The 23,299-nt window shown below is 42.8% G+C and carries 19 protein-coding genes and 1 pseudogene; 3 read left to right on the top strand and 17 right to left on the bottom strand.

Annotated features, from left to right (window positions below; all coding sequences use genetic code 11):
- Window positions 1-141 precede the first annotated feature (141 nt).
- From uvrA to LOSG293_RS07605, 15 genes are all read right to left on the bottom strand, one after another.
- Window positions 142-2,991, bottom strand: a complete 2,850-nt coding sequence (uvrA, locus tag LOSG293_RS07675) for an excinuclease ABC subunit UvrA (RefSeq protein WP_034528938.1) — start codon at window positions 2,989-2,991, stop codon at window positions 142-144.
- A 28-nt stretch (window positions 2,992-3,019) separates the two neighbouring features.
- Window positions 3,020-5,020: an excinuclease ABC subunit UvrB gene (gene uvrB / locus LOSG293_RS07670; protein ID WP_034528936.1), complete on the bottom strand. Its 2,001-nt coding sequence runs from the start codon at window positions 5,018-5,020 to the stop codon at window positions 3,020-3,022.
- Between the two features lie 208 nt (window positions 5,021-5,228).
- On the bottom strand, window positions 5,229-6,173 hold the full coding sequence (trxB, locus tag LOSG293_RS07665; protein WP_034528931.1) for a thioredoxin-disulfide reductase: 945 nt from the start codon (window positions 6,171-6,173) through the stop codon (window positions 5,229-5,231).
- 80 nt (window positions 6,174-6,253) lie between these two features.
- Window positions 6,254-7,147, bottom strand: a complete 894-nt coding sequence (gene galU / locus LOSG293_RS07660) for a UTP--glucose-1-phosphate uridylyltransferase GalU (RefSeq protein ID WP_034528930.1) — start codon at window positions 7,145-7,147, stop codon at window positions 6,254-6,256.
- A gap of 27 nt (window positions 7,148-7,174) precedes the next feature.
- The gene (locus tag LOSG293_RS07655) at window positions 7,175-8,194 is read right to left on the bottom strand and encodes an NAD(P)H-dependent glycerol-3-phosphate dehydrogenase (RefSeq protein WP_034528929.1); all 1,020 of its coding nucleotides are present in this window, start codon (window positions 8,192-8,194) and stop codon (window positions 7,175-7,177) included.
- An 11-nt stretch (window positions 8,195-8,205) separates the two neighbouring features.
- On the bottom strand, window positions 8,206-9,051 hold the full coding sequence (gene lgt / locus LOSG293_RS07650; protein ID WP_034528928.1) for a prolipoprotein diacylglyceryl transferase: 846 nt from the start codon (window positions 9,049-9,051) through the stop codon (window positions 8,206-8,208).
- Window positions 9,052-9,069: 18 nt separating this feature from the next.
- Entirely contained in the window at window positions 9,070-10,011 is a 942-nt protein-coding gene (hprK, locus tag LOSG293_RS07645; RefSeq protein WP_034528912.1) for an HPr(Ser) kinase/phosphatase, read from the bottom strand.
- An 81-nt stretch (window positions 10,012-10,092) separates the two neighbouring features.
- Entirely contained in the window at window positions 10,093-10,446 is a 354-nt protein-coding gene (locus LOSG293_RS07640; protein ID WP_034528910.1) for a phage holin family protein, read from the bottom strand.
- Between the two features lie 2 nt (window positions 10,447-10,448).
- On the bottom strand, window positions 10,449-10,754 hold the full coding sequence (locus LOSG293_RS07635) for a PspC domain-containing protein (protein ID WP_034528904.1): 306 nt from the start codon (window positions 10,752-10,754) through the stop codon (window positions 10,449-10,451).
- Between the two features lie 174 nt (window positions 10,755-10,928).
- Window positions 10,929-12,080: a PDZ domain-containing protein gene (locus LOSG293_RS07630; protein WP_034528902.1), complete on the bottom strand. Its 1,152-nt coding sequence runs from the start codon at window positions 12,078-12,080 to the stop codon at window positions 10,929-10,931.
- An 89-nt stretch (window positions 12,081-12,169) separates the two neighbouring features.
- A protein-coding gene (gene prfB, locus LOSG293_RS07625) for a peptide chain release factor 2 (protein ID WP_152551121.1) occupies window positions 12,170-13,286 on the bottom strand; the annotation gives its coding sequence in 2 pieces (ribosomal slippage) (window positions 12,170-13,213 and window positions 13,215-13,286; 1,116 coding nt in all).
- 56 nt (window positions 13,287-13,342) lie between these two features.
- The gene (secA, locus tag LOSG293_RS07620; protein ID WP_034528900.1) at window positions 13,343-15,706 is read right to left on the bottom strand and encodes a preprotein translocase subunit SecA; all 2,364 of its coding nucleotides are present in this window, start codon (window positions 15,704-15,706) and stop codon (window positions 13,343-13,345) included.
- Between the two features lie 157 nt (window positions 15,707-15,863).
- On the bottom strand, window positions 15,864-16,427 hold the full coding sequence (gene hpf, locus LOSG293_RS07615) for a ribosome hibernation-promoting factor, HPF/YfiA family (RefSeq protein ID WP_034528897.1): 564 nt from the start codon (window positions 16,425-16,427) through the stop codon (window positions 15,864-15,866).
- Between the two features lie 134 nt (window positions 16,428-16,561).
- Window positions 16,562-17,215: a ComF family protein gene (locus LOSG293_RS07610; protein WP_081919931.1), complete on the bottom strand. Its 654-nt coding sequence runs from the start codon at window positions 17,213-17,215 to the stop codon at window positions 16,562-16,564.
- Window positions 17,216-17,237: 22 nt separating this feature from the next.
- Entirely contained in the window at window positions 17,238-18,593 is a 1,356-nt protein-coding gene (locus LOSG293_RS07605) for an ATP-dependent helicase ComFA (protein ID WP_034528892.1), read from the bottom strand.
- A 63-nt stretch (window positions 18,594-18,656) separates the two neighbouring features.
- Here LOSG293_RS07605 and LOSG293_RS07600 point away from each other — a divergent pair, with 63 nt between their 5' ends.
- Window positions 18,657-19,301 carry a YigZ family protein gene (locus LOSG293_RS07600; RefSeq protein WP_034528889.1) on the top strand — a complete coding sequence of 215 codons (645 nt, stop codon included), beginning with the start codon at window positions 18,657-18,659 and terminating at the stop codon, window positions 19,299-19,301.
- 10 nt (window positions 19,302-19,311) lie between these two features.
- Here LOSG293_RS07600 and LOSG293_RS07595 read toward each other — a convergent pair whose 3' ends face one another.
- Complete coding sequence (locus LOSG293_RS07595) at window positions 19,312-20,424, bottom strand: glycosyltransferase family 4 protein (RefSeq protein WP_034528883.1); 1,113 nt, start codon at window positions 20,422-20,424, stop codon at window positions 19,312-19,314.
- A 343-nt stretch (window positions 20,425-20,767) separates the two neighbouring features.
- On the opposite strand from LOSG293_RS07595, the gene LOSG293_RS07590 reads away from it, so the two are divergent.
- Both LOSG293_RS07590 and LOSG293_RS07585 read left to right on the top strand, forming a co-directional pair.
- Window positions 20,768-21,205 carry a CidA/LrgA family protein gene (locus LOSG293_RS07590; RefSeq protein ID WP_034528881.1) on the top strand — a complete coding sequence of 146 codons (438 nt, stop codon included), beginning with the start codon at window positions 20,768-20,770 and terminating at the stop codon, window positions 21,203-21,205.
- Between the two features lie 105 nt (window positions 21,206-21,310).
- A complete protein-coding gene (locus LOSG293_RS07585; protein WP_034528941.1) occupies window positions 21,311-22,033 on the top strand; it encodes an LrgB family protein in 723 nt (240 codons plus the stop codon).
- A 115-nt stretch (window positions 22,034-22,148) separates the two neighbouring features.
- On the opposite strand, the pseudogene LOSG293_RS07580 reads toward LOSG293_RS07585, so the two are convergent.
- A pseudogene (locus LOSG293_RS07580) lies at window positions 22,149-23,153 on the bottom strand (transposase); the annotation flags it as partial.
- Between the last annotated feature and the right edge of the window lie 146 nt (window positions 23,154-23,299).

Genomic DNA, 23,299 nt, shown 5'->3' with positions numbered 1-23,299 from the left:
AGTAATCACTCCCTATATTGGTTGGAATTAGCTACTACCATTGTAAGTGATTGCTTTGGGCTTTTTAATTTCTGTTCGGATTAATTATAGAATTTGCCGTTTCAAATAAAAAATCACGCCCATTCAGGCGTGATCAAGTTGTTACTTCATTTCTTTGGTTCGTTGCGTATCCCGTTCTAGCACTGGCTTCAAGTACTGACCGGTATAGCTTTCTTTAACCTGAGCAATATCTTCAGGGGTTCCAGTGGCAATGACTTGTCCACCGCCGTCGCCACCTTCAGGACCTAAGTCAATTAAATAATCGGCTGACTTAATCACATCTAGATTATGCTCGATAATAAGAATCGTATTTCCAGCATCAACTAATCGTTCAAGCACTACCAGAAGACGCTTAATATCGTCCATATGAAGTCCTGTGGTTGGTTCATCAAGAATATAGAAGTTCTTCCCATCCGAGCGCTTCTGAAGCTCAGAGGCCAGTTTCATACGTTGTGCTTCACCACCAGAAAGGGTGGTTGCGGGTTGTCCAAGTTTGACATAACCCAGGCCAACATCCGCAATGGTTTGAATTTTACGGCTAATCTTAGGAATAGCGCCAAAGAAGTCGAGAGCTTCCGTGACCGTCATATCCAAGACCTCAGCAATATTCTTTCCCTTATAGGTTACTTCAAGGGTTTCTGAATTGTATCGCTTACCATGACAAACTTCACATGGCACGTAAACATCAGGCAAGAAGTTCATCTCGATCTTCAAAATGCCATCCCCATGACAGGCTTCGCAACGACCACCCTTGATGTTGAAACTGAAACGGCCCTTTTGATAACCGCGCATCTTAGCTTCATTGGTTTGCGCAAACAACCCACGAATATCATCAAAGACGCCGGTATATGTCGCCGGGTTACTTCTTGGTGTTCGACCAATCGGGCTTTGATCGATGTTCACAATTTTCTCAATGTTCTTGTATCCAGTAATGGACTTGTACTTTCCAGGCTTTTCTGAATTATGATTCAGCTTTTGAGCTAATACTCGTTTCAAAACGGAGTTAACCAAAGTTGACTTCCCAGAACCAGAAACACCGGTAACACCAATAAACTTACCAAGCGGAAAATCTACTGAAATATTCTTCAAGTTGTTTTCCGTGACCCCTGTTAGTTTAATCTTCTTACCGTTCCCCTTTCGACGCTCTAAAGGTACTGGGATAAACTTCTGACCAGATAAATATTGACCAGTGATCGATTTTTTCGTTTTTTCAACTTGCTTAGGCGTTCCGGCAGCCATCACTCGGCCACCGTTATCTCCGGCACCTGGGCCAATATCGATTAGATAGTCGGCTGCTTTCATCGTATCTTCGTCATGCTCAACCACGACCAGCGTATTACCTAAGTCACGCATCTTCTTCAAAGAGCTGATCAAACGGTCGTTATCACGTTGGTGTAACCCAATGGAAGGCTCATCAAGAATATAAAGCACCCCAGAAAGATTGGAGCCAATTTGCGTTGCTAACCGGATTCGTTGGGCTTCGCCACCAGATAACGTTCTAGCGGAACGACTCAACGTCAAATAGTCGAGACCCACGTTTTCCAAGAATACCAAACGGTCTCTGATTTCCTTCAGAATTGGTTTTGCAACGACTTCATCTTGTTCACCAAAGGTTAGATCCTTAAAGTAAGTAAGCTCTTTGCCGATTGCTAAATCTGAAACTTCCGCAATGTGCTTACCGTTAACTTTAACGCTCAATGCTTGTGCGTTAAGCCGATATCCATGGCACGTTTGGCAGGTTAATTCCCGCATGTATGACCGCATTTGGTCTCGTGTGAAATCCGAGTTGGTTTCATGGTAACGGCGGTTAACGTTATTGATAACCCCTTCAAATGGGGCATCCGTGTCGCGCACTCCACCAAAATCACTTTGGAAGTGGAAATGGAAAGTTTTACCTTTTGAACCATACAACACAAAATCTTGGTCAGCTTCACTGAGCTTATTCCAAGGCGTGTCCATGTCAACGCCAAACTGTTCAGCAGCTTGTTCCAGCATTGCTGGGTAGTATTGTGAACTGATTGGGTTCCAAGGTGCCAATGCGCCCTCAGCGAGGGTTTTCGTTTCATCTGGCACAACCAAATCTTGATCGACTTCCAACTTGACGCCCAAGCCATCACAATCAGGGCAAGCGCCAAATGGAGCGTTAAATGAAAACAAACGTGGTTCGAGTTCACCAACTGTGAATCCACAGATAGGACATGAATAATGTTCTGAAAAGAGAATTGGCTTGTCGTCAACTAAATCAGCAACGGCATAGCCGTCGCTCATCCGCAAGGCAGCTTCAAATGAATCAAAGAGCCGTGAACGAATGCCTTCTTTAACAACAATTCGGTCAACCACAACGTCGATTGAATGTGCCTTATTCTTTTCTAACTCAATTTCACTATCAATATCGCGAATATCGCCATCTACTCGAACACGGACGAATCCTTCACGTTTAATTCGCTCAAGAACCTTTTTGTGTTGGCCCTTCTTTTGCCGAACGATTGGTGCCATAATTTGAACCTTAGTCCGCTCTGGTAACTGAAGGACGCGGTCCACCATTTGTTCTACAGTCTGACTGGCGATTTCAGTTCCATCATTAGGACAGATAGGTTTTCCAACCCGCGCCCACAATAAACGTAAATAGTCGTTGATTTCAGTAACCGTTCCGACGGTCGATCTCGGGTTCTTCGATGTCGTCTTTTGGTCAATCGAAATAGCGGGCGATAAGCCGTCAATCGAGTCAACATCCGGTTTGTCCATCTGACCTAAGAATTGTCTAGCATACGCCGACAAACTTTGCACGTATCGTCTCTGGCCCTCAGCATATAAGGTGTCAAACGCAAGTGAACTCTTTCCTGAACCAGATAGTCCCGTCACGACGACTAGCTTATTCTTCGGGAGTGAAACGTCGATGTCCTTTAGATTATGTGATCTTGCCCCATGAATAACAATTTGGTCATTTGCCAATTAATTTCCCTCCCAATTCAGTTCGTCATTACATTTCCGCTTTTAATTCTAGAATTGTATCACGAAGTGTTGCGGCTTGCTCAAAGTCCAGTTTCTTAGCGGATTCGCGCATCTGATCTTCAAGTTGTTTAATCATCGCTTTTTGTTGTTCTTTCGTCATTTCATCAAAATCGGTCTCCAAGAAGTCATCCTTTTCGCCTGATTTTTCATTTGGCTTAACCACCGAAATTAACTCACGAATATCTTTCTTAATCGTCTTCGGTGTAATGCCGTGTTCTTCGTTGTACTTCTCCTGAATCGTACGACGTCTTGCGGTTTCGTCCATGGCTTTTTGCATAGACTCCGTCACCTTGTCAGCATACATAATAACTTTTCCGTGCTCATTTCGTGCGGCCCGACCCATCGTTTGAATCAGGGAACGTTCGTTACGTAAAAAGCCTTCCTTATCTGCATCCAAAATTGTGACCAACGACACTTCAGGAACATCAATTCCTTCTCGTAACAGATTAATCCCAATTAAGACATCGTATTTACCTAAACGTAAATTTCGAATAATTTCGGTTCGTTCAAGTGTCTTGATATCACTATGCAAATAGGCAACCTTGATACCGAGATCCTTCAGATAGTCAGTTAAATCTTCCGCCATCTTCTTGGTTAACGTAGTTACTAGGACACGTTCATCTGCTTCAGTCCGCTTATGAATTTCCCCAACCAAATCATCCATTTGCCCCATAATTGGGCGAACTTCAACGATTGGATCCAGCAAACCGGTTGGTCGAATAATTTGTTCGACTACATCATTCGTCTTCTCAGCTTCATAAGGTCCTGGCGTCGCAGACATGTACACGATTTGATTCACATGCTGCTCGAACTCCTCTAACTGTAAAGGACGGTTATCCAGCGCACTTGGTAACCGGAAGCCATAGTCAATCAATTGTTGTTTCCGAGCTCTATCACCATTGTACATACCTCGAACTTGAGGCATGGTGACGTGGGATTCATCGACCACAATTAAAAAGTCATCTGGGAAGAAATCAAGGAGCGTATATGGTGGCTCGCCAGGTTTACGGCCATCCATAAAACGAGAATAGTTTTCAATCCCGTTTGTATAGCCCATTTCCTTGAGCATTTCAATATCATACGTTGTCCGTTGCTCAAGCCTTTGCGCTTCCAGCAGCTTACCTTCTTTTTCAAAGTAAGCCAAGCGGTCCTTTAGCTCAGCTTCAATACCTTCAATAGCCGTATCGATGGTGTCTTCATTAGTCATAAAGTGGGTTGCCGGGAAAATAGCCACATGCTCACGGTCGCCGACCACTTCTCCAGTCAGTGAATCCACTTCTCGAATTCGATCAATCTCATCACCGAAAAATTCAACTCGTAAAGCCCGTTCGTCACGTGAAGCTGGGAAGATTTCAATCACATCGCCGTGGACCCGGAAACGGCCACGTTGAAAATCAATATCATTACGATCAAATTGAATATCTACGAGTTTGCGCATCAATTCATTACGTTCAATTTCTTGACCAACACGTAAAGATACCACGTGATCACGATATTCCGTTGGATCACCCAAACCAAAAATTGACGAAACTGAGGCCACTACAATCACGTCGTTACGTTCGAGTAATGAACTGGTGGCCGAATGTCGAAGTTTATCAATCTCATCGTTAATCGATGAGTCTTTTTCAATATAAGTATCACTTGAAGGCACATATGCCTCTGGTTGATAGTAATCATAGTAACTCACAAAGTATTCAACGGCGTTATCAGGGAAGAACTCCTTAAATTCACCGTACAATTGACCAGCCAACGTCTTGTTATGAGACAAAATCAAGGTTGGCTTGTTAACGTTCTTAATCACATTTGAAATGGTGAACGTTTTCCCCGTCCCAGTGGCTCCCAAAAGAATCTGGGCTTTCTTTCCAGAAACGATTCCATCAGTCAACTGCTTAATTGCCGTTGGTTGATCACCGGTTGGCTGGTATTTAGAAACTAAATTAAACTTACGATTACTATCACGTTCTATCATACGTAACCTCCAAATTTTTCCACTCAAAAAAAGGAAAGCAATCGCCTTCCCGTCTTTTTCCAAATCATTTTACCATACCGAACATATTTTCGCCACTGATTACAATTGAAAGTTAACCTGCCCTCTTCGAGTAAACAAAAGAGTCCCGGGGCAACCATCTCGGCCACTCGCGGAACTCCTCATTTAGTTGAATTTATGATCAAAATGCCTATTCAGCACTGACTTTTTGCTCGTTCAAACTTTCGATGTAGTTAAAGACACCTTGGCCTGCAAGTCCGCCTTCACCAACGGCTGTGGTAATTTGACGTAAATCTTTCTTACGTACATCACCAATTGCGTAAATACCAGGTACTTTAGTTTCCATCTTGTCATTAGTCAAGATCCAGCCATCTTCGTCAGTAATTCCAAGGTCACGGAATGATTCCGTCATTGGTAAAATACCGATATAAATGAAAACACCAGAAGCATCAATGACCTTTTCTTCATTGGTTTCGTTATTGATGACTTTGACACCCGTCACCTTCATATCGTCGCCGATAATTTCTTCGACGCTGGTATTCCAAACAAAATCAATTTTGTCATTTGCAAAGGCGCGATCTTGAATGACTTTTTGTGCCCGAAGCTTATCGCGACGGTGTACAACAGTTACCTTAGAAGCAATCTTTGCGAGGTAAGTCCCCTCTTCAATGGCGGAATCACCACCACCAACGACGATGACTTCCCGGTTCTTGAAAAAGGCACCATCACAGACAGCACAGTATGAAACGCCACGGCCACCGAATTCTTCTTCGCCAGTCACGCCGAGCTTCTTGTATTCAGAACCAGTTGCCAAAATGACAGCTTTTGCCTGATACGTTTCAGAATCGGTCTTCACGGTCTTGTAGCTTCCATGATCTTCGATTGCTTCCACTGTACCATAGCCGTATTCAGCGCCAAATTGCGTAGCCCCATCATACATATTTTGAGCTAAATCTGGTCCCAGAATAGAGGAATAACCAGGGTAGTTCTCAATTTCTGCCGTGTTGTTCATTTGACCGCCATAAATTCCTCGATCCAACATCAACACAGAAAGGTTCGCACGCGATGCGTACAGCGCACTGGTCATTCCACCTGGTCCGGCGCCAATCACGATGACATCGTATTCTCTTGCCAACTTGTTTCCTCCATTCTTGAAAAAGTATCACCCTGTACTCTACTATCAAAAAGTAAGGATGTCCAGTAAAACGTTCAGGCCTACTTCTTGGCGTCTTCCGCGTTCAACTTTTTGCCCAATTCCTTCACGTAAGCACGTAATTGGTCTTTTACTTCTGGGTGGCGCAAGCCGTATTCAATGTTAGTTTGAATCCAGCCAAACTTGTTACCAACGTCGTAACGATCACCCTTGAATTCACGGGCAAAGACACGTTGAGTCGTGTTCAGTAAATCAATGGCATCCGTCAATTGCACTTCGTTACCCTTGCCTGGCTTAGTATTTTCAAGGGCAGTAAAAATTTCTGGTGTAAAGAGATAACGACCGATAATCGCCAAGTCTGAAGGTGCATCATCTGGGTTTGGTTTTTCAACGAATGACTTCACGTTGTACAAACCAGGGTTCACTTCTTCACTTGGATCAATGACCCCATACTTAGCAGTGTCTTCATGAGGCACCTTCATCACAGCAAGTGTTGAAGCACCAGTGGTTTCATATGAATCAATGAGTTGCTTGGTCAAAGGTACTTTATCTTCCATCATGTCATCACCCAGCATAACCACGAATGGTTCGTTGCCGATGAAGGCCTTGGCAGTCAAAACAGCATCCCCTAAACCACGTGGATGTGATTGACGAATGAAGTACAAGTTGATATCCGTTGTTTCTTGAACCAACTTCAACATTTCATCCTTGTGCTTAGCACTCAGGTTGTTTTCCAATTCAGGGTTTGAGTCAAAATGGTCTTCAATTGACCGCTTACTCTTACCACTCACGATCACAATGTCTTCGATACCGGACTTACGGGCTTCTTCGACGATAAATTGAATCGTTGGTTTATCAACGATTGGTAACATTTCCTTTGCTAAAGCCTTTGTTGCGGGTAAAAAGCGTGTCCCCAAACCTGCAGCTGGGATAATTGCTTTTTTTACTTTTCTCATAACCTAGTTCGTCTCCTATGTTTTAAATTAATCGTTGTTTTCAGAACGACCTTCACGTTGCATCAAATTGCGAATGGCCTCTTTAACAGCCTTATTTTCGTACAACACTTGGTAAATGGCTTCGGTAATTGGCATTTCAACGTGTCGTTGCTTAGCCAACTCGTAGGCTGCCTTCACAGTTGTCAGTCCTTCGATCACCATTCCCATTTGGTTTACAACGGTATCCAATGGCACACCTTTACCTAATTCGTTGCCTGCTCGCCAGTTACGGGAATTTGTACTAGTTGCTGTGACAATAATGTCACCAACCCCTGACAAACCGATAAAAGTAAATGGATTTGCACCAAACGATGTACCTAGTCGAGAAATTTCGGCCAGTCCACGAGTCATCAAGGCAGCTTTAGCGTTGTCGCCATACCCTAAACCATTCAAGGCACCAGCACCTAAGGCAATAATGTTCTTCAAGGCAGCACCAATTTCAACGCCAATCACGTCATCGTTCGTGTACACCCGGAAGTAGTCATTCATAAATAATTGTTGGGTATGTTGAGCTGCTTCTAAGTCTTCACTGGCCGCAGTAATTAAAGTGATGTCCTTCTTAGCCACTTCTTCAGCGTGACTTGGTCCAGAAATTACTGAAATTGCCTTCCGATTTGATTCAGGAATTTCTTCAGCTAATACTTCTGAAAGTCGGAGGTAAGTATTTTCTTCAATCCCCTTACTGCCGTGAATCAAGTAAGGCTTGAGTCCAAGTTCCTCAATGGCTTCATTTACTGGTTTGGCAACTGAACGAACCGCTTGGGTTGGTACAACAAACAGCACAGTTTCTGCGCCAATCAGTGCCTCTTTCAAATCAGAATAAGCCACTAATTTATCAGAATAAGTGAAGTTTGGCAGATACTTTTCGTTGGTATGCTTGCTGTTCAGTTCTTCGACTTGTTGGGCGTTGTAAGACCACAGCCTAACATCGTTTCCATTTTCGACTAACAGGTTGGCTAAAATACTACCCCATGAACCTGCACCCAAAACTGCAATTTTTTCGCTCATTGTAACTCTCCTTATTTTTTGACCACTTGGTCTTTTTTGGCAAATGGATTACCGTCTAAATACATTGGTGTGGTTGCTCGACGGCGACGGTAAATGATTAACACAATGGCACCGACGAACAGGATGATTGATAGCCACTGAGAAACCCGAAGCGTGTTGCCAATCATCAAACTGTCCGTCCGCATCCCCTCAACGAAGAAGCGACCGAATGAATACCAAATCACGTATGAAAGGAAAACTTCGCCTTGCTGGAATAAGCCCTTCCGGTGTCGTAGCGCCATCAACACGACAAACCCGAGAATATCCCAGACCGACTCGTATAAGAAAGTCGGTTGTCGATAGGCGCCAGAAATGTTCATTTGTTCAATCAACCACCCCGGCAAATGCAATGACTGCAAAAACGCCAAACTGGTGACCTTTCCAAACGCCTCTTGGTTCATGAAATTACCCCAACGTCCAATTCCTTGGGCCATGATAACCGTTGGTGCAGCTACATCAAGCATTAGCCAAGTTGGAATGAATTTAGCACGGGTAAAGAAGTACACCACAATCCCGGCACCGATTAACGAGCCATAAATGGCAATTCCACCGTCCCAAACCCGGATTATTTGATCCAGATGGTGCTGATAATAGGACCATTCAAAGGCCACATAGTAAATTCGGGCCGAAATAATTGCTACTGGGAGCGCCCAGAGAATCATATCGTAAATATCATCGGCTAGAATTCCTCTTCTAGCACCCTCACGAACAGACAGGGCAACTGCAATAATCACTGCTGACGCAATGATAATGCCATACCAGTGAACCTCAATTGGTCCCAAATTAAATGCAATTGGATTTAACGCAGCTGTATTCAAGAAACCGCCAGCTCCTTACTAATCATCTTTTTTTGAATTTTCTTTAATCAAGCTATTGAGGTTATCATCGAATACTTTTGTCGCATCATAGCCCATCGAACGAGCCCGGAAGTTCATTGCCGCCACTTCGATAATGATGGCCAAGTTTCGACCAGTTTTAACTGGAATCGAGACCTTTGGCACGCGAACATCAAAGAATTGACTAGACTCGGTACCATTACCTAAACGATCGAACGGCGTATCTGGTGACCAGTTCTCCAAGTGAACAATCAAGTCAATATCGGTTTGTCCACGAACGGCACCCGCACCAAACAGGTTCATCACATCAATAATCCCAATTCCACGAATTTCAAGTAAATGGTTCAGGATTCGAGGTGCTTCACCTACCAAAGTTTGCTCATCTTGTTGATACACTTCAACTCGATCATCGGCAATTAATCGGTGTCCCCGCTTGATTAATTCAAGCGCAGTTTCACTCTTACCAATTCCAGAATCACCCGTAATAAGCACACCTAGTCCGTAAATATCTACCAGTACCCCATGAATCGACTGGCGTTCGGCCAACTGACCTTCCAAGTAACTCGTCATGTTACTAAGCACCCGGGATGAGGTCACCTTTGTACCCAAAATTGGAATCTTAGCGGCTTCCGCAGCCTTTACTAACTCCTTAGGTGGTTCCAGTGAAGTCGACACCACAAACGCCGGCGTTTCTGGCCGACTCATCTTGGTCATCACGTCTGTCAATTCCGCACTTGTCATCCGTTTAGCAAATGACGTTTCCGTGATTCCTAATAATTGCACCCGTTTAGCGGGATAATAATCAAAATAGCCGGTTAACTCCAAACCTGGACGCGAAATATCACTAGTTGTGATGCGTCGATCTTTTAAATAGGCCTCACCAGTATAGACATCCAACCGGACGTTTTCTACAAGCTCTGCTACAGTCACACTGTCTGCCAAAGCTATACCTCCTCAACCGTTTTCACTTGACTAAGTTTATCACTTTAAGTGTTCGGCTTACTAGTTTTATTAGTGGAAAAATTAAGCATTTCTAGAACTCACAAAACTGGAAATGATGGTGTTGCAAATGGACATCAATAACGCAATGAGTAATGACGCCCCAAAGGACGAAAATTGGAAGCTATCGCCAACGAAGAAGGCCGTCAATTGTAACATCACCGCGTTAATCACAATACTGAACAGCCCTAATGTTATCACAGTAATGGGTAGCGATAATAGGAATAAAATCGGTTTGATCAACGCATTAAGTAATGCCAAAACCAAACTGGCCACTAGCGCAATCCAGATATTAGAAACAAAAAACATATCTCTGAAGAAACCGGCTAGCGCAATAAACAGCACCGCATTAATCAAGGTTCGTAACCAAAATTTCATAACTAGTCCCCTTCGTGATGTTTTTTGTCTTCTTCTTCAACATCGTTTAGCGTTTTTCGACCATTAGATTGCCGAGTTTGCCCTGCTTGGCGCATCGTATTGAATAGGGAGTCCTTTGAGCGTTTACTTGGAATAAAGGTCACCAGTAAGGCGTAGATTAAAATTCCGCCTATCACGTGGCCAGGGAAAACGCTAAGTACCACATATAGCACCCGAACCAACGTCGGATTAATGCCAAAGTATTCTGCAAGACCGCCCAGTGCTCCAGCAATGATTCGGTCGTCTGATCTCGTCAATTGTTTAGCCATTATTCATTCTCCAATCGCTTGTAATCATTCTTTTCTTATAGTTTACCATTTTATTGGTGAGACAAAAATAAATAGGTTAAGGCTTGGTACTTTGACCAACCTTAACCTATCTTATAATTGATGTCGATATAAAGACAAGCTTAGTTCATGACTTTAACCCTTTTTATAGAATTCTTAGTCTCTAAATAAGACTAGGCCAAGTTCATGTGGCGCATCCTTAAAGATTGCCGTTTCAGTAATCTTATATTGCCCATCACGCGTTGTCACCCGCAAATGACAATACGTTGGATTCAATAGTAAGGCTTCGTACAATTCAGTCTCAGAACTCACAGGTCGGTGGTTACAATCCAAAATAACATCACCAACCGTTAAATCCATTTTAGCTGCTGGCGTATTTGGCATAATCCCCAGTAATCTCACGCCTTCATCCACCCGAGAATACCAAGCCCGTTGGTGGCGATCGTACCAAATCGAACGAAGCACGATTAACACGTAAATAACAGCGATAGCTGCGGTTGAATACCAAGCAATCCCGGTAACAAAGTAATTAACAATAATCAATAAACCACCTAAGCCACCCAAAATCAAAAAGCGCCGGCCAATTGCTCTTAACGCAATGCGGGGAATTTGTTTGAAAATCGTTAGTTTAAAGCCAATTAACAACGGCAAAATCAAAAACGTGACGCTTTGATGACCTAATTGGAAAACTGGCCAAAATGCCAAGTGACTACTGATCCAATCTCCTGGAACTAAAAAGATGGTGGGGATCAATAACAATTCCTTAAACGGGTAACCGGCAACCAGCTTTCCACGTCGTTTTTGAAAAATTCGAGGTGCAGGGTAACGCCCCCCCACTCTCGAAACAAAGAATCCCGTTAGTAAAATGGCAATCGTCAGTAACACCAAGTAATTTGCTGATGCCGTATCGCTCAACGATAGGCCTAATGGTAACTGAAACTGATTAGCTACATCTATTCCAAAGTAATCCAGCGCCCACACCGCTAAAATCGAAAGGATCAATCCCCCCACGGGTAGAAGCGCTCCTGGTAAGATTAATAACATTACTGCCGTAAGGATTTCATAAATGACGAGAAATTCAACAGGAACCATCAGTCCCAGTACAACAGTCACGATGGATGTCAGGATCCCTAATCCCGCGCTCCAAAGAACTAAGTGCCGAATTTCGAATTTTTCCCGGTAAACCGCACTCCGGAAATCTTTTCGTTCATGCGTAATCCGGTGATTTGCCGTCAACCATGTGCGGATAATCCCAATCCATAACACGGGCTGGCAAATAAAAATAAGTAAGACCCACCAAACGTTCATAACATTCCTCCACTATCACTATGTATTGCCGAGCGTTCACTCGACATTGTTTAAAGCCTATTATATCGCAGTTTAGCCAAATGCACAGACTAATCCGGATTTTGTTCCCCTAGTTGATATTGCAAGTATGCATTGATAAACGGATCTAAATCCCCATCCATCACACCTTGCACATTAGCAGTTTCGTAATTCGTTCGGTGATCTTTCACCATTGAGTAAGGATGGAAAACATAAGAACGAATTTGCGATCCCCAACCAATATCGAGCTGAACGCCTTCAAGAGCTGCCTTTTCCTTAGCCTTTTTCTCTTCTTCTAACTCATACAACTTAGCCTTCAACATGTTCATGGCCGTTTCCCGGTTTTGCAATTGTGATCGTTGCGCCTGACTGGCAACAACAATACCGGTTGGCTCATGGGTAATCCGTACGGCTGATGACGTTTTGTTGACGTGTTGTCCACCGGCACCGCTGGCACGATAAACGTCAATTCGTAGGTCAGAAGGATTAATATCAATATCAACCGAGTCATCTAATTCGGGCAAGACATCAATTGAAGCAAAAGACGTATGCCGGCGTCCGGCGGAGTCAAAGGGTGAAATTCGAACCAAGCGGTGAACGCCCTTTTCCGAACGTAAATAACCATAGGCGTTTCGACCGCTAATCAGCACCGTAACACTACTAATCCCTGCCACATCCCCTGGTTGATAATCTATAGTCTCCACTTTGAATTGATGCTTTTCTGCCCAGCGTGTGTACATTCTGAGCAACATTGAGCCCCAATCCTGTGATTCCGTTCCCCCAGCCCCTGGGTGAATTTCCAGAATTGCGTTATTCTTGTCATACTTACCGCTCAACAATTGGGCCAAACGGTAATCACGGAGATTTGACTGTAACTGGTCGAGTTGCGTCTCAAATTCTTGTTCCATTCCCGAATCAGGATCATCTGAAATGAGCTCCATTAGCACGTCCACATCGTCTAAATCAGTTTCTAATTGGTGGAAATCATCATATTTTTTCTTCAGATCATTTGTTTCATCGATCAGCACTTGAGCCTCTTGTTGATTATCCCAGAAGCCCGGTTCTGCCATCTTACTTTCGTTAACCGAAATACTCTCATTAAGGGCATCTAAGTCAAAGAGACCCCCTAAAGCCATTAATTTCACTGCGAATGGCTTGTATTTGTTTTTTTGCGTCACTTAATTCCATGTTTTTCGCTCCTTGTAAAAAACGACACGGCGGAAATTCCGTCATGTCGTTTCGTGTTATCTAGTAATATTTTGACGAATTTCTGACTTCATAAAGAGACGAGTTGCATCATAGTCAATGTCGGAAACCATTTCCTCAAACATCCGGTAGCCATCTTGTTGGTATTCAACAAGTGGGTTCAATTGACCGTAGCCACGAAGCCCGATTGATTGACGTAATTGGTCCATTGCATCGATATGGTCTGTCCAGTGTGAGTCAACTACTCGCAGAATAACAACCTTTTCAAACTCGAGCATTTGAGCTGGATCGTAAAGTTGTTCTTGCTTCTCAGCATAAACGCGGTTAGCAATATCCATCAAGTAGTCCTTGATTTCAGCTGCTGACTTACCTTCAAGGTCACTCAGGCTAATTTCGTCTGGGCTAACCATTGCGGAAATAGCGAAATCAAGAATGGTACTAAGATCCCAATCCTTTTGTTCGCCTTGCGTATGCAAGTTAACCACTCGTTCGACGGTCCGTTCAATCATTGGCATGATAACCCACTTCAATGACTTGTTTTCATCAATTACTTGTGAACGTTGACCGTAAATAATTTCACGTTGTTCACGCATCACATCATCATACTGAAGGACGTTCTTACGTGAATCGTAGTTATTACCCTCAACTCGTTTTTGAGCTGATTCAACTTGCTTAGTAATCATCCGACTCCGGATAACCGCTTGTTCGCCTTCCACGTTCATACGTTGTAAGAAGTTCTTGATTCGATCAGAACCAAATCGTCTCATCAAATCATCTTCCAGTGATAAGTAGAACTGAGTCATACCAGGGTCACCTTGACGACCGGCACGACCACGAAGTTGATTATCAATCCGTCGTGATTCATGTCGTTCAGTCCCAATAACGGCTAAACCGCCATTTTCACGGACACCAGGTCCTAATTTAATATCGGTACCACGTCCAGCCATGTTGGTCGCAATCGTTACGGCACCGCGTTGGCCGGCATTCATAATGATTTCGGCTTCACGAGCATGGTTCTTAGCGTTCAAGACAACGTGAGGGATACCCTCTTCATCAAGACGTTGTGACAGGTATTCAGAAGTTTCCACGGCAACAGTACCAATTAACATTGGTTGACCCTTTTCGTGTAACTCTTTAATCTTAGCCACAACGGCATCGAACTTAGACTCCAATGATGGGTAAAGCAAATCTGGTTCATCCACACGAACAACAGGCTTGTTAGTTGGTACGGTTACAACTTCCATGTTGTAAATTTCGCGGAATTCTTCCATTTCAGTACGGGCAGTACCCGTCATACCAGAAAGCTTCTTGTACATCCGGAAAAGATTTTGATAAGTGATGTTCGCCATCGTCTTATTTTCCTCTTGGATTTCAACGCCTTCTTTTGCTTCGATAGCTTGGTGAAGTCCATCAGAGAATCGACGACCTTCCATAACCCGACCGGTAAATGAATCAACGATGAGCACTTCGCCATCTGAAACCACGTAATCCTTATCGCGGAGCATGATGAAGTTCGCTCTAAGTGCTTGATCCAAATGGTGGGTCAAGGCAGTGTTGTCAGTATCGTACAAGTTGTTCAGGTTGAAGTACTCTTCAGCCTTTTGAATACCTTGTTCGTTCAATGAAACCGTCTTAGATTCCAAATCAATCTTAAAGTCTTCATCTTCATGAAGTGTCTTCGCAAATCGGTCTGCACGTTGATACAATTGCGTCGTACCAGTAGCTTGACCAGAAATGATCAATGGGGTCCGGGCTTCATCAATTAAAATTGAATCCACTTCATCCACGATAGCAAAGTTTAATGGACGTTGAACACGGTCTTCTTTGTAAACCACCATGTTATCACGTAAGTAGTCAAATCCAATTTCACTGTTGGTTGAATAAGTAATGTCAGCGGCGTAGGCTTCACGCTTGGCTGCAGGTTCTTTTTTAGCGGTGTTCAATCCAACCGATAACCCTAACCAGTTGTATAACTCACCCATTTCAGTTGCATCACGTTCTGAAAGGTATTCGTTAACCGTCACAACGTGGACGCCGTCACCAGATAAGGCATTTAAGTAAACTGGCATCGTTGCCGTCAAGGTCTTACCTTCACCAGTCTTCATTTCGGCAATGTTACCTTCGTGAAGTACAATACCACCCATAATTTGAACATGGAATGGGTAAAGTCCTAACACTCGTTTGGCACCTTCACGCGCTACCGCAAAGGCTTCTGGTAGCAAGTCATCAAGGGTTTCACCATCTTGATAACGTTGCTTTAATTCTGGGGTTTTTGCTTTAAGATCGTCGTCAGACAAGCTTTCGTACTGCTTTGAGAATTCGTTGACTTGGTCAGCTAATTTGCTCAAACGCTTAAGCTCGCGCGCGTCACTTTCAACCCATTTCTTTAAAATGTTAGCCATTAGTTAAATCCCTTCTACTCAATACTTTATAAACGTAAAAATCTGATTAAAACAAACTAGTTGATATTTTAACATTAAACCCCAGCTTTTAAAACTATCTGAGCATAAAGATAGAAAAAGTCTGGAACAATTTGTCCCAGACCCATTAAGTTTAAAACTATTCTTCACTAGCTTCAATTAAACCGTAACGACCATCGTTACGACGGTAGACGATGCTAACCCCGTTAGTATCAGCGTCTTCGTAGATAAAGAAATCATGGCCAAGCATATCCATTTGGAGGATTGCTTCTTCGTTATCCATTGGTTTTAATGAAATACGCTTTGTTCTAACGACTGAAATGGCATTCTCTGATTCGTCTGTTTCAGCAGCCTCATCATCGACCGGTGCAGCAAAGTCTACGTTCTTAAAGCCTTTTTCACGTGATTTGCGGTTAACCTTAGTCTTGTACTTGCGAATCTGACGTTCTAATTTATCGGTAACTAAATCAACACTTGCGTAAAGATCTGGTGAAGTTTCCTCTGCTCGTAGCGTCAAGTAAGGCAACGGAATGGTTACCTCGACCTTAGCAGTCTTATTTTGGTAAACCTTCAAGTTTACGTGAGCAGTTGAGTCTACGTTCTTTTCGAAGTATTTCTTGAGTTTAGCTAAACGCTTTTGTACGTAATCCCGAATAGCGTCAGTAACCTCGATGTTTTCTCCACGAATATTAAATGTGAGCATAAAACTTCTCTCCCTTCAACACAAGCAGTCTAGCTTGGTTAGAACACATCCGAAGGACCACTCTTCGGATGTCTTTCTTGTATTTATTATAATAGAAAGCGCTAACTTTAACAATTATTTGGCTAATTTTTTTATTAACGAGCCAACGTTAAACCGTTAACTTGCCTGGCACCAGCATCTTGAATTAATTTAGCGGCATGTCGAATCGTTCGCCCAGTTGTGTATACATCGTCCACAATTAAGACGGATTTTCCGGCAATGAGTTCAGGTCGACTAATGATAAATGGCTGCGGTGACTGTAATCGGTCGTGACGATTTTTACTTGATTGCCTAACTTTGTGCCAATTAGATTTAATCGCCAATGGTGACTGATAGACAACGTTTGGTAGTAACCCCATAACTTGATTAAACCCCCGTGTCTGCATTGTTTCCTCAGAAACTGGGATGGGGACCACGATGTCGGCCTTTTGTCTGTTAACCTGCTGACGAAAAAAAGGCTCAAATACGGCAGCCAGCCGATAGTCACCGGCAAACTTATACTGTTGCATGAATGCCTGCATTGCCTCGTTATAGACGAAGCAAGCCCGATTCTTAAATTCCATTGTGGCTTGTTTTTGCCATTTTTGACAATCCTGACAAATCGTTCGAGTTGTCAGCTGACGACCACAAACTGAACAAGCCTTATCGGAATGAATAGCTTCAAATTGTTGCCAGCACCGCTCGCAGCAACATCGTTTTTCAATTGGAACTGGCAATAACAGTTGCGTTAATGTTAACTGATGGCTCATTGACCGGTGACACAGCAAACACTCAGCCATTGTCTTCAGCCCTCACCTGTTGTAGTACTCGACCTTTTCGATTCACGTACTTAATTTGTTTGATGGCCTCCAGTACGTTTGGTGCAAACGACTGGCACCAAAAAATCACATCCCCCGTCGGCCGTGCCACGTTTCTTCCCGCTCGACCGGCGATTTGTACAAGTGCAGCACTGGAAAAGACCGCATCATCTGCCCCCAAAACAAAAACGTCGATTCCTGGAAAAGTGACACCCCGCTCCAAAATAGTGGTCGTCACCAGAAAATTAATTTCTTCTGAACGCATCAGCTGTACTTTTTCTAGCCGATCCGGATCACCAGCGTGTACTGTCACAATCTGTTCGTTCGGAAATGTATGCTGCAATGACGTCTGAACAGCAGGCAATTGAGCAACATGGGGAACAAAAAGTAAAAATCGAATGTTGTGTTTCAACCGTTGTTGCATTTGTACGATTAAAGATCTCGGTAAACGTCCCTTCTCCAATTTAAGTTGCCATTTTGAGGCAAGCCGGCAAGTAATTGTAGGTAGTAAATGACCGTGATATCGTAGTGGCAAATAGCTGATTGAAAGCTCTTTACGTTGAATCATCTGAAAGAGTTTCTTTCCGGGGGTCGCAGTTAAAAACAAAAGCGCCCCATCTGCCTTTTTCGCTTGTTGAGCAGCAAACCATAAGCCATCATCCTGTGCGAAGGGAAAAGCATCAACTTCATCAATAATTAACACATCAAACGCTACCTTAAATCGCAATAATTGATGAGTGGTACAAATAGTAAATTGACAATAGCGATACGGGATATCGCTACGACCGTGAAGGAGTTGGATATCGGTTCGTTTAAAAGCTTGAACCAGTCGTGGGAACAACTCGTTACAAACATCTATACGGGGCGAAGCCAGTCCAACCCGCAGCCCTTGAGACAAAGCCCAAGCAATACCTCGAAATAGCATCTCTGTCTTCCCAGCACCTGTCACTGCCCAAAGTAGATGTTGTCTTCGTTCTTGAAAAACTGTTAGGATATCAGTAGCACACTTATCCTGCGTCTTCGAAAGTGTCCCCTTCCAAGTCAGGACGTCCTTTTGATTAATTCGCTCGAATCGATTCGGCTCCGGGAGTGATACAAGTGAGTTCAGGGTACTGACCCGCCCTAGTTGAATACAGCTAGGACAGTAAAATTGGTTATTTGGTAAGGTGCATCGTTGCTTTGTAGTCGTCACCCCACAACGGTTGCATCGGACGGTCGTTGCCATAACTTCAATCCCTGGTTGGACTTGTAACTTAGAAACCCGTTCTTTCCAGCCTACCGGGAGCTCTGATGACAATAACTGCCGACCAAAAAATTCACTCACATCCATTTTTATCACCTCAACTGATAATTACGCAAAAATCAGCAGCATTTACGAAAGGAGGCGCCCACCTTGGCACCTTTTTTAACCATTAAACAAAACGGTCGAGCTGAACTCGAGATCAAAAAATCTCGTTTCATCTGTGCCATGGCAAAAATTACTGACGAAGCAGAGGCTAAGACCTTCATCGCTAGCGTTAAAGACCAGAACCCCAAAGCCAATCACAATTGCTACGCCTATATGCTCGGCGATGATGATCATATCCAACGTGAAAGTGATGACGGCGAACCCTCTGGCACGGCTGGCGTTCCCATTTTAAATGTTCTGCAGCAAGAGCAGCTCCATAATGTGGTCGCTGTGACAACTCGGTATTTCGGCGGCATCAAGCTAGGAGCTGGTGGTTTAATTCGGGCTTACAGTAACGCTACCTCCAATGCCATTCGCGAAATCGGATTAGTAGCGCGCGTCAAGCAAACCGAAATCCTCATCGAAGTGGACTATGCTCTTTATGACAAACTCGCTCACTTCATCAGCACCGAGACAATTAATGCCCAAGAACCCGAATTCGGTGCCACCGTCAAACTGCGTATTTTTGTTAACTCAGATCAAATTACGTCGACGACAACCGCCTTAACTAATTTATTAGCCGGTAAATTAATAATCACAGTCGGTGAGGATCGCTTTCAAGAGGTCCCCTATACCAAACAAAAAGACTAGCTCAACTGAGCTAGTCTTTATTTTGATCATTTGAATTTTTGGAGGTCATTCCCTTAACGATTCGCTTAATCCAGTTCAGGAACGGTTGACGATCTGTTCCCACCAAGCCGATTGCTTCAACAAACAACTCCAGTCCAATCATAATGGCGACGGTCAGAAGAACCGAGCCCCAGAAAGTTGAAATTGGATAGAGCAGTGAGATAAACGAAAAAATCAAAGCAATGCCATAAATGACAAGTACTGTTTGCCGATGAGTCAACCCAATTTGCATCAATCGATGATGCAAATGATGCTTATCAGCATGCGTAATTGGTTGCCGATTCAGCATTCTTCGTAAAATGGCGTAGACCGTATCAGTGATGGGTACACCTAGAATGATAACCGGGATAATCACTGAAATGAACGTGGCGTTTTTTAAGCCATAGAGTGAAAAAGTTGAAATCATAAACCCGATAAACAGTGCACCCGTATCACCTAAATAAATTCGAGCCGGGAAAAAGTTGTAAGGCAAAAAACCGATCATAGCCGCAACCAATGAAAAAATCATAATAGCGACATATGTATTAGCAACGTTAAGGAAGAAAAATCCGGTAATTCCGGCAGTCGATAGTGCAATAATTGATACCCCAGTCGCTAAACCATCCAACCCATCAATCAAATTGATTGCATTTGTAATGGCGACAATCCATAACCAAGTAATCGGTAGACTTAACCAACCCATTTGTAAGTTACCAATAAATGGCAAGGTAAGGCTGGTCATCTTCAAACCGGCACCAAAGTAAACGACCAATGCGGCAATCGAAATACCTAACATTTTTTGTCGTGGCTTAAGGACAAAGATGTCATCAATCATTCCAGTTGCAATGATCACAAGTTCCGCCGCAAAAACGCCCCACAGTTGACGTGGTGGGATGGTACTCCTCACAAGTACCATCGTCGTAAAGGTATAAGCTAAAAAGATAGCGAGTCCGCCCAAAGTTGGCATCGCAACTTTATTAACCCGACGCGCATTTGGCTGATCCTCAGCGTTAATCTTAAAAGCCAGCTTTCGCACAAATGGCGTTAGAATTGCTGAAAGAATCATCGTCGCAACTAAGCTGACAATGATTTCAAATTTTAACATGACGAACCTCTCTTCTCGATTTCCTATACTATACTATACAAAGGAAATCGCGTAAAAACAATCTTATGTTGTATAAGAATTCGTAACGAGTCTGTCTAAATTTGTGGAAAATAATAAGTAAAACGTTTTATCAACCGTGTGAGACCATGCTGACGCGGTTTCATAAAATATTATACTTTGTGAAAAAGGTTTCTGCGATTTCTAGACCCTTGTAATCGCCCACCATAATTTATATAATAGGAACAAGAGGTTTTAGAACATCTTTTATTTTTTTAATTATTATTCCTACATTGTGAAAGTTTTCTAAAATTCTCAAATAAATTTTTGAAAGGAGTGTTTGATTATGGCTAGCAATGCAAAAAACGAAACTCCAGCAACTGAAGAGCACGAAGCTGCTCCTATCTTGCAACAAATGGGGATCTTTGGCGCAATCTTGTTTGTTTCTAGCTTAATATCACCACTTTTCCCAGCAACATTCCCAGTACCAACTCCAGTTTTAGGTTTAGTTATTCTGTACGTACTGTTATGTGCCAAGATTGTTAAATTGTACCAGGTTGAAAAGATGGCTGACTTCTTAGTTGGTTTAATTGCCTTCTTGTTCGTCCCTTCTGGTATTCAATTAACTGCATCTCTTGACATTATGAAGGAATCTGGTGTGCAGATTGTCGCTGTTGTTGTGCTTGTTACAATCATCATGTTAGTTTCAATCGCTTATACAACAGCCGGCTTCATGTGGATTAGTCGTCACGTTTTCCATCGTGATACTCACGTTGAAGAATAGTTAATTTTCACAAAAAATCGCACTCATAGAAAAGGATGATTTATAATGACATGGGCTACATTTCTTGGAAATGCCTTAGAGAAGAATCCTGTCACCGGCGCTAGCATGGGCCAAGCATTCTTCGGTATTTTCCTTTCATTAGTTGTTTTCTTAATTGGCCAATGGCTATTTAAGATTGGAAAAGGCTTCTTCCTATTCCAACCATTATTCGTTGGTATGGTTTTAGGTATTGCCGTATTGGTTGTCATGGCAAAATGGTTTGGTGTATCTGCAACGTACTTCTACCAAGCAGCTTACAAACCAGGTGGTGACATTTTATTCTGGTTCTTGAACCCTGCCACCATTGCCTTCGCCGTTCCGCTATACCGTCGTAATGACGTGGTTAAGCGTTTCTGGCTTGAAATCGTGCTATCATTATTTGTTGGTTTAATTATTTCATTGTTCTTAACTGTCGGCGTTTCACGTCTCTTCGGTTTGAACAATGTCGTTACAGCTTCAATGTTAACTCAAGCTGCTACGACTGCTATCGCTATGCCAGTTGCTGGTGCTATCGGTGGTAACACCGCTATTACAGCGATGGCATGTATCTTGAACGCCGTTATCATCTACGCACTTGCATCAATCTTAATCAAGTTCTTCCGTTTAAACGCCGATCCAGTGGGTGCCGGACTTGGTTTGGGTACTGCAGGACACGCCGTTGGTACTGCTAAAGCCGTTCAATTAGGCTCAATCCAAGGCTCAATGGCTTCAATCGCCGTTGTTGTTATCTCAATCTTCATTGACTTGGTTGTTCCTACATTTGCTCGAATGATGGGTATCTTCCATTAATTAGATTGAACAACAAAAATGAGGCTGTGACATAAGTCTTTAAAAAGTGGAATCTAAATCGGATAATTCGATTTAGATTCCACTTTTTTAGTCAAGATTAAGGAGCTTAGCTCCTCAAAGTAACCAATTTATTCATATTAAGTGCCATTACAACGATACCAAATTCTTTTCTCACCTTATTCAGTGACCTCAATGAGAATCGATTGAATCCCAAAAAGGCCTTCATTCTACCGAAAACCGGCTCAACATCTATTTTTCGTCGCTTGTAGATATCGCCTGTTTTCTTCGAAGAAAGCTTATTTCGTGTCCTGGCTTTGTGATATTCCCACTCTCCGTTAACCGTGATATATCTTGGAGCCCCATGGGGAGTTAGTGCTTCACTAATCTTATTTTGATTATTGTCTAAAACTTCAGCACGATAAACCTTAAAATGACGGACGTTACCATATTTGTCAGTTCGCTTAGAATAGCGCCAAAAGTGAAATCGTACACCTTTAGGATCAATGTAGTAATCATCATTTTCAACGTAGTTCCAGTTCATAACCTTACGGTCATCCGATTGCCACTTTCGACTTTTTTCTCTGAGCATAGTCCCGTAGGGGATTAATGATTCACAATCTGATAATTCATCTTCTACAAATTTATAGTTTGGTTCAGATCCGTATCCTGCATCTGCCACAACATATTTACCTAAATAGTTTCGTGAATTAAGTTGGGTAATAAATGGAATAAAGGTTCGGGTATCTGTTGGATTCTGAAAAATTCCAAAACCAGTAATAAATTGGTTATTCGTTGCGATCTGTACATTATAAGCTGGTTTCAATTGACCATTTTGCATGGGATCTTCTTTAACTCGCATGAAGGTAGCATCATGATCAGTTTTTGAATAACTATTTCGATTACCAAATACAGCCATCTGACCTTTATGTTCTGATAACTTAATTTTTCTCTTTTTTAACTGATTTACACTAGTTCTTAGTTTCCTTCGCTGTTGTTTAGCTGGATTAGGCGATAACTTGGGAGATTGATCAATCTCTACATTGAGTTGTTCAATGCTTTCTTCTAGCCTACTAAGAACCTCATCAATCATCTCCAAAGTTAGGTTAGTGTCAACGCCGATGTGAAAATGTCGTTTTTTACCGATTAAAAAATGCTGTTTTTTACCGATAAGGTTTACAGTGTCTCACTGCTCCTTTCTTTATTTTGTGAGCTGAAACCTGATAAATCAGGTCCAGAATTATCCTTCTTTTCAATCAAATGATCCTT

It is taken from the genome of Secundilactobacillus oryzae JCM 18671 (assembly GCF_000740055.1).
Classification (GTDB): domain Bacteria; phylum Bacillota; class Bacilli; order Lactobacillales; family Lactobacillaceae; genus Secundilactobacillus; species Secundilactobacillus oryzae.
Note: the sequence above shows the minus strand (reverse complement) of the source record. Positions and strands in the feature narration are given on the sequence as shown.

Bases quoted from the DNA above. Each gene is read 5' to 3' on its own strand.
- uvrB (WP_034528936.1), bottom strand. From the start codon at position 5,020: ATGATAGAACGTGATAGTAATCGTAAGTTTAATTTAGTTTCTAAATAC.
- galU (WP_034528930.1), bottom strand. From the start codon at position 7,147: ATGAGAAAAGTAAAAAAAGCAATTATCCCAGCTGCAGGTTTGGGGACA.
- LOSG293_RS07655 (WP_034528929.1), bottom strand. From the start codon at position 8,194: ATGAGCGAAAAAATTGCAGTTTTGGGTGCAGGTTCATGGGGTAGTATT.
- LOSG293_RS07640 (WP_034528910.1), bottom strand. From the start codon at position 10,446: ATGAAATTTTGGTTACGAACCTTGATTAATGCGGTGCTGTTTATTGCG.
- LOSG293_RS07635 (WP_034528904.1), bottom strand. From the start codon at position 10,754: ATGGCTAAACAATTGACGAGATCAGACGACCGAATCATTGCTGGAGCA.
- LOSG293_RS07630 (WP_034528902.1), bottom strand. From the start codon at position 12,080: ATGAACGTTTGGTGGGTCTTACTTATTTTTATTTGCCAGCCCGTGTTA.
- secA (WP_034528900.1), bottom strand. From the start codon at position 15,706: ATGGCTAACATTTTAAAGAAATGGGTTGAAAGTGACGCGCGCGAGCTT.
- hpf (WP_034528897.1), bottom strand. From the start codon at position 16,427: ATGCTCACATTTAATATTCGTGGAGAAAACATCGAGGTTACTGACGCT.
- LOSG293_RS07610 (WP_081919931.1), bottom strand. From the start codon at position 17,215: ATGAGCCATCAGTTAACATTAACGCAACTGTTATTGCCAGTTCCAATT.
- LOSG293_RS07605 (WP_034528892.1), bottom strand. From the start codon at position 18,593: ATGGATGTGAGTGAATTTTTTGGTCGGCAGTTATTGTCATCAGAGCTC.
- LOSG293_RS07595 (WP_034528883.1), bottom strand. From the start codon at position 20,424: ATGTTAAAATTTGAAATCATTGTCAGCTTAGTTGCGACGATGATTCTT.
- LOSG293_RS07590 (WP_034528881.1), top strand. From the start codon at position 20,768: ATGGCTAGCAATGCAAAAAACGAAACTCCAGCAACTGAAGAGCACGAA.
- LOSG293_RS07585 (WP_034528941.1), top strand. From the start codon at position 21,311: ATGGGCCAAGCATTCTTCGGTATTTTCCTTTCATTAGTTGTTTTCTTA.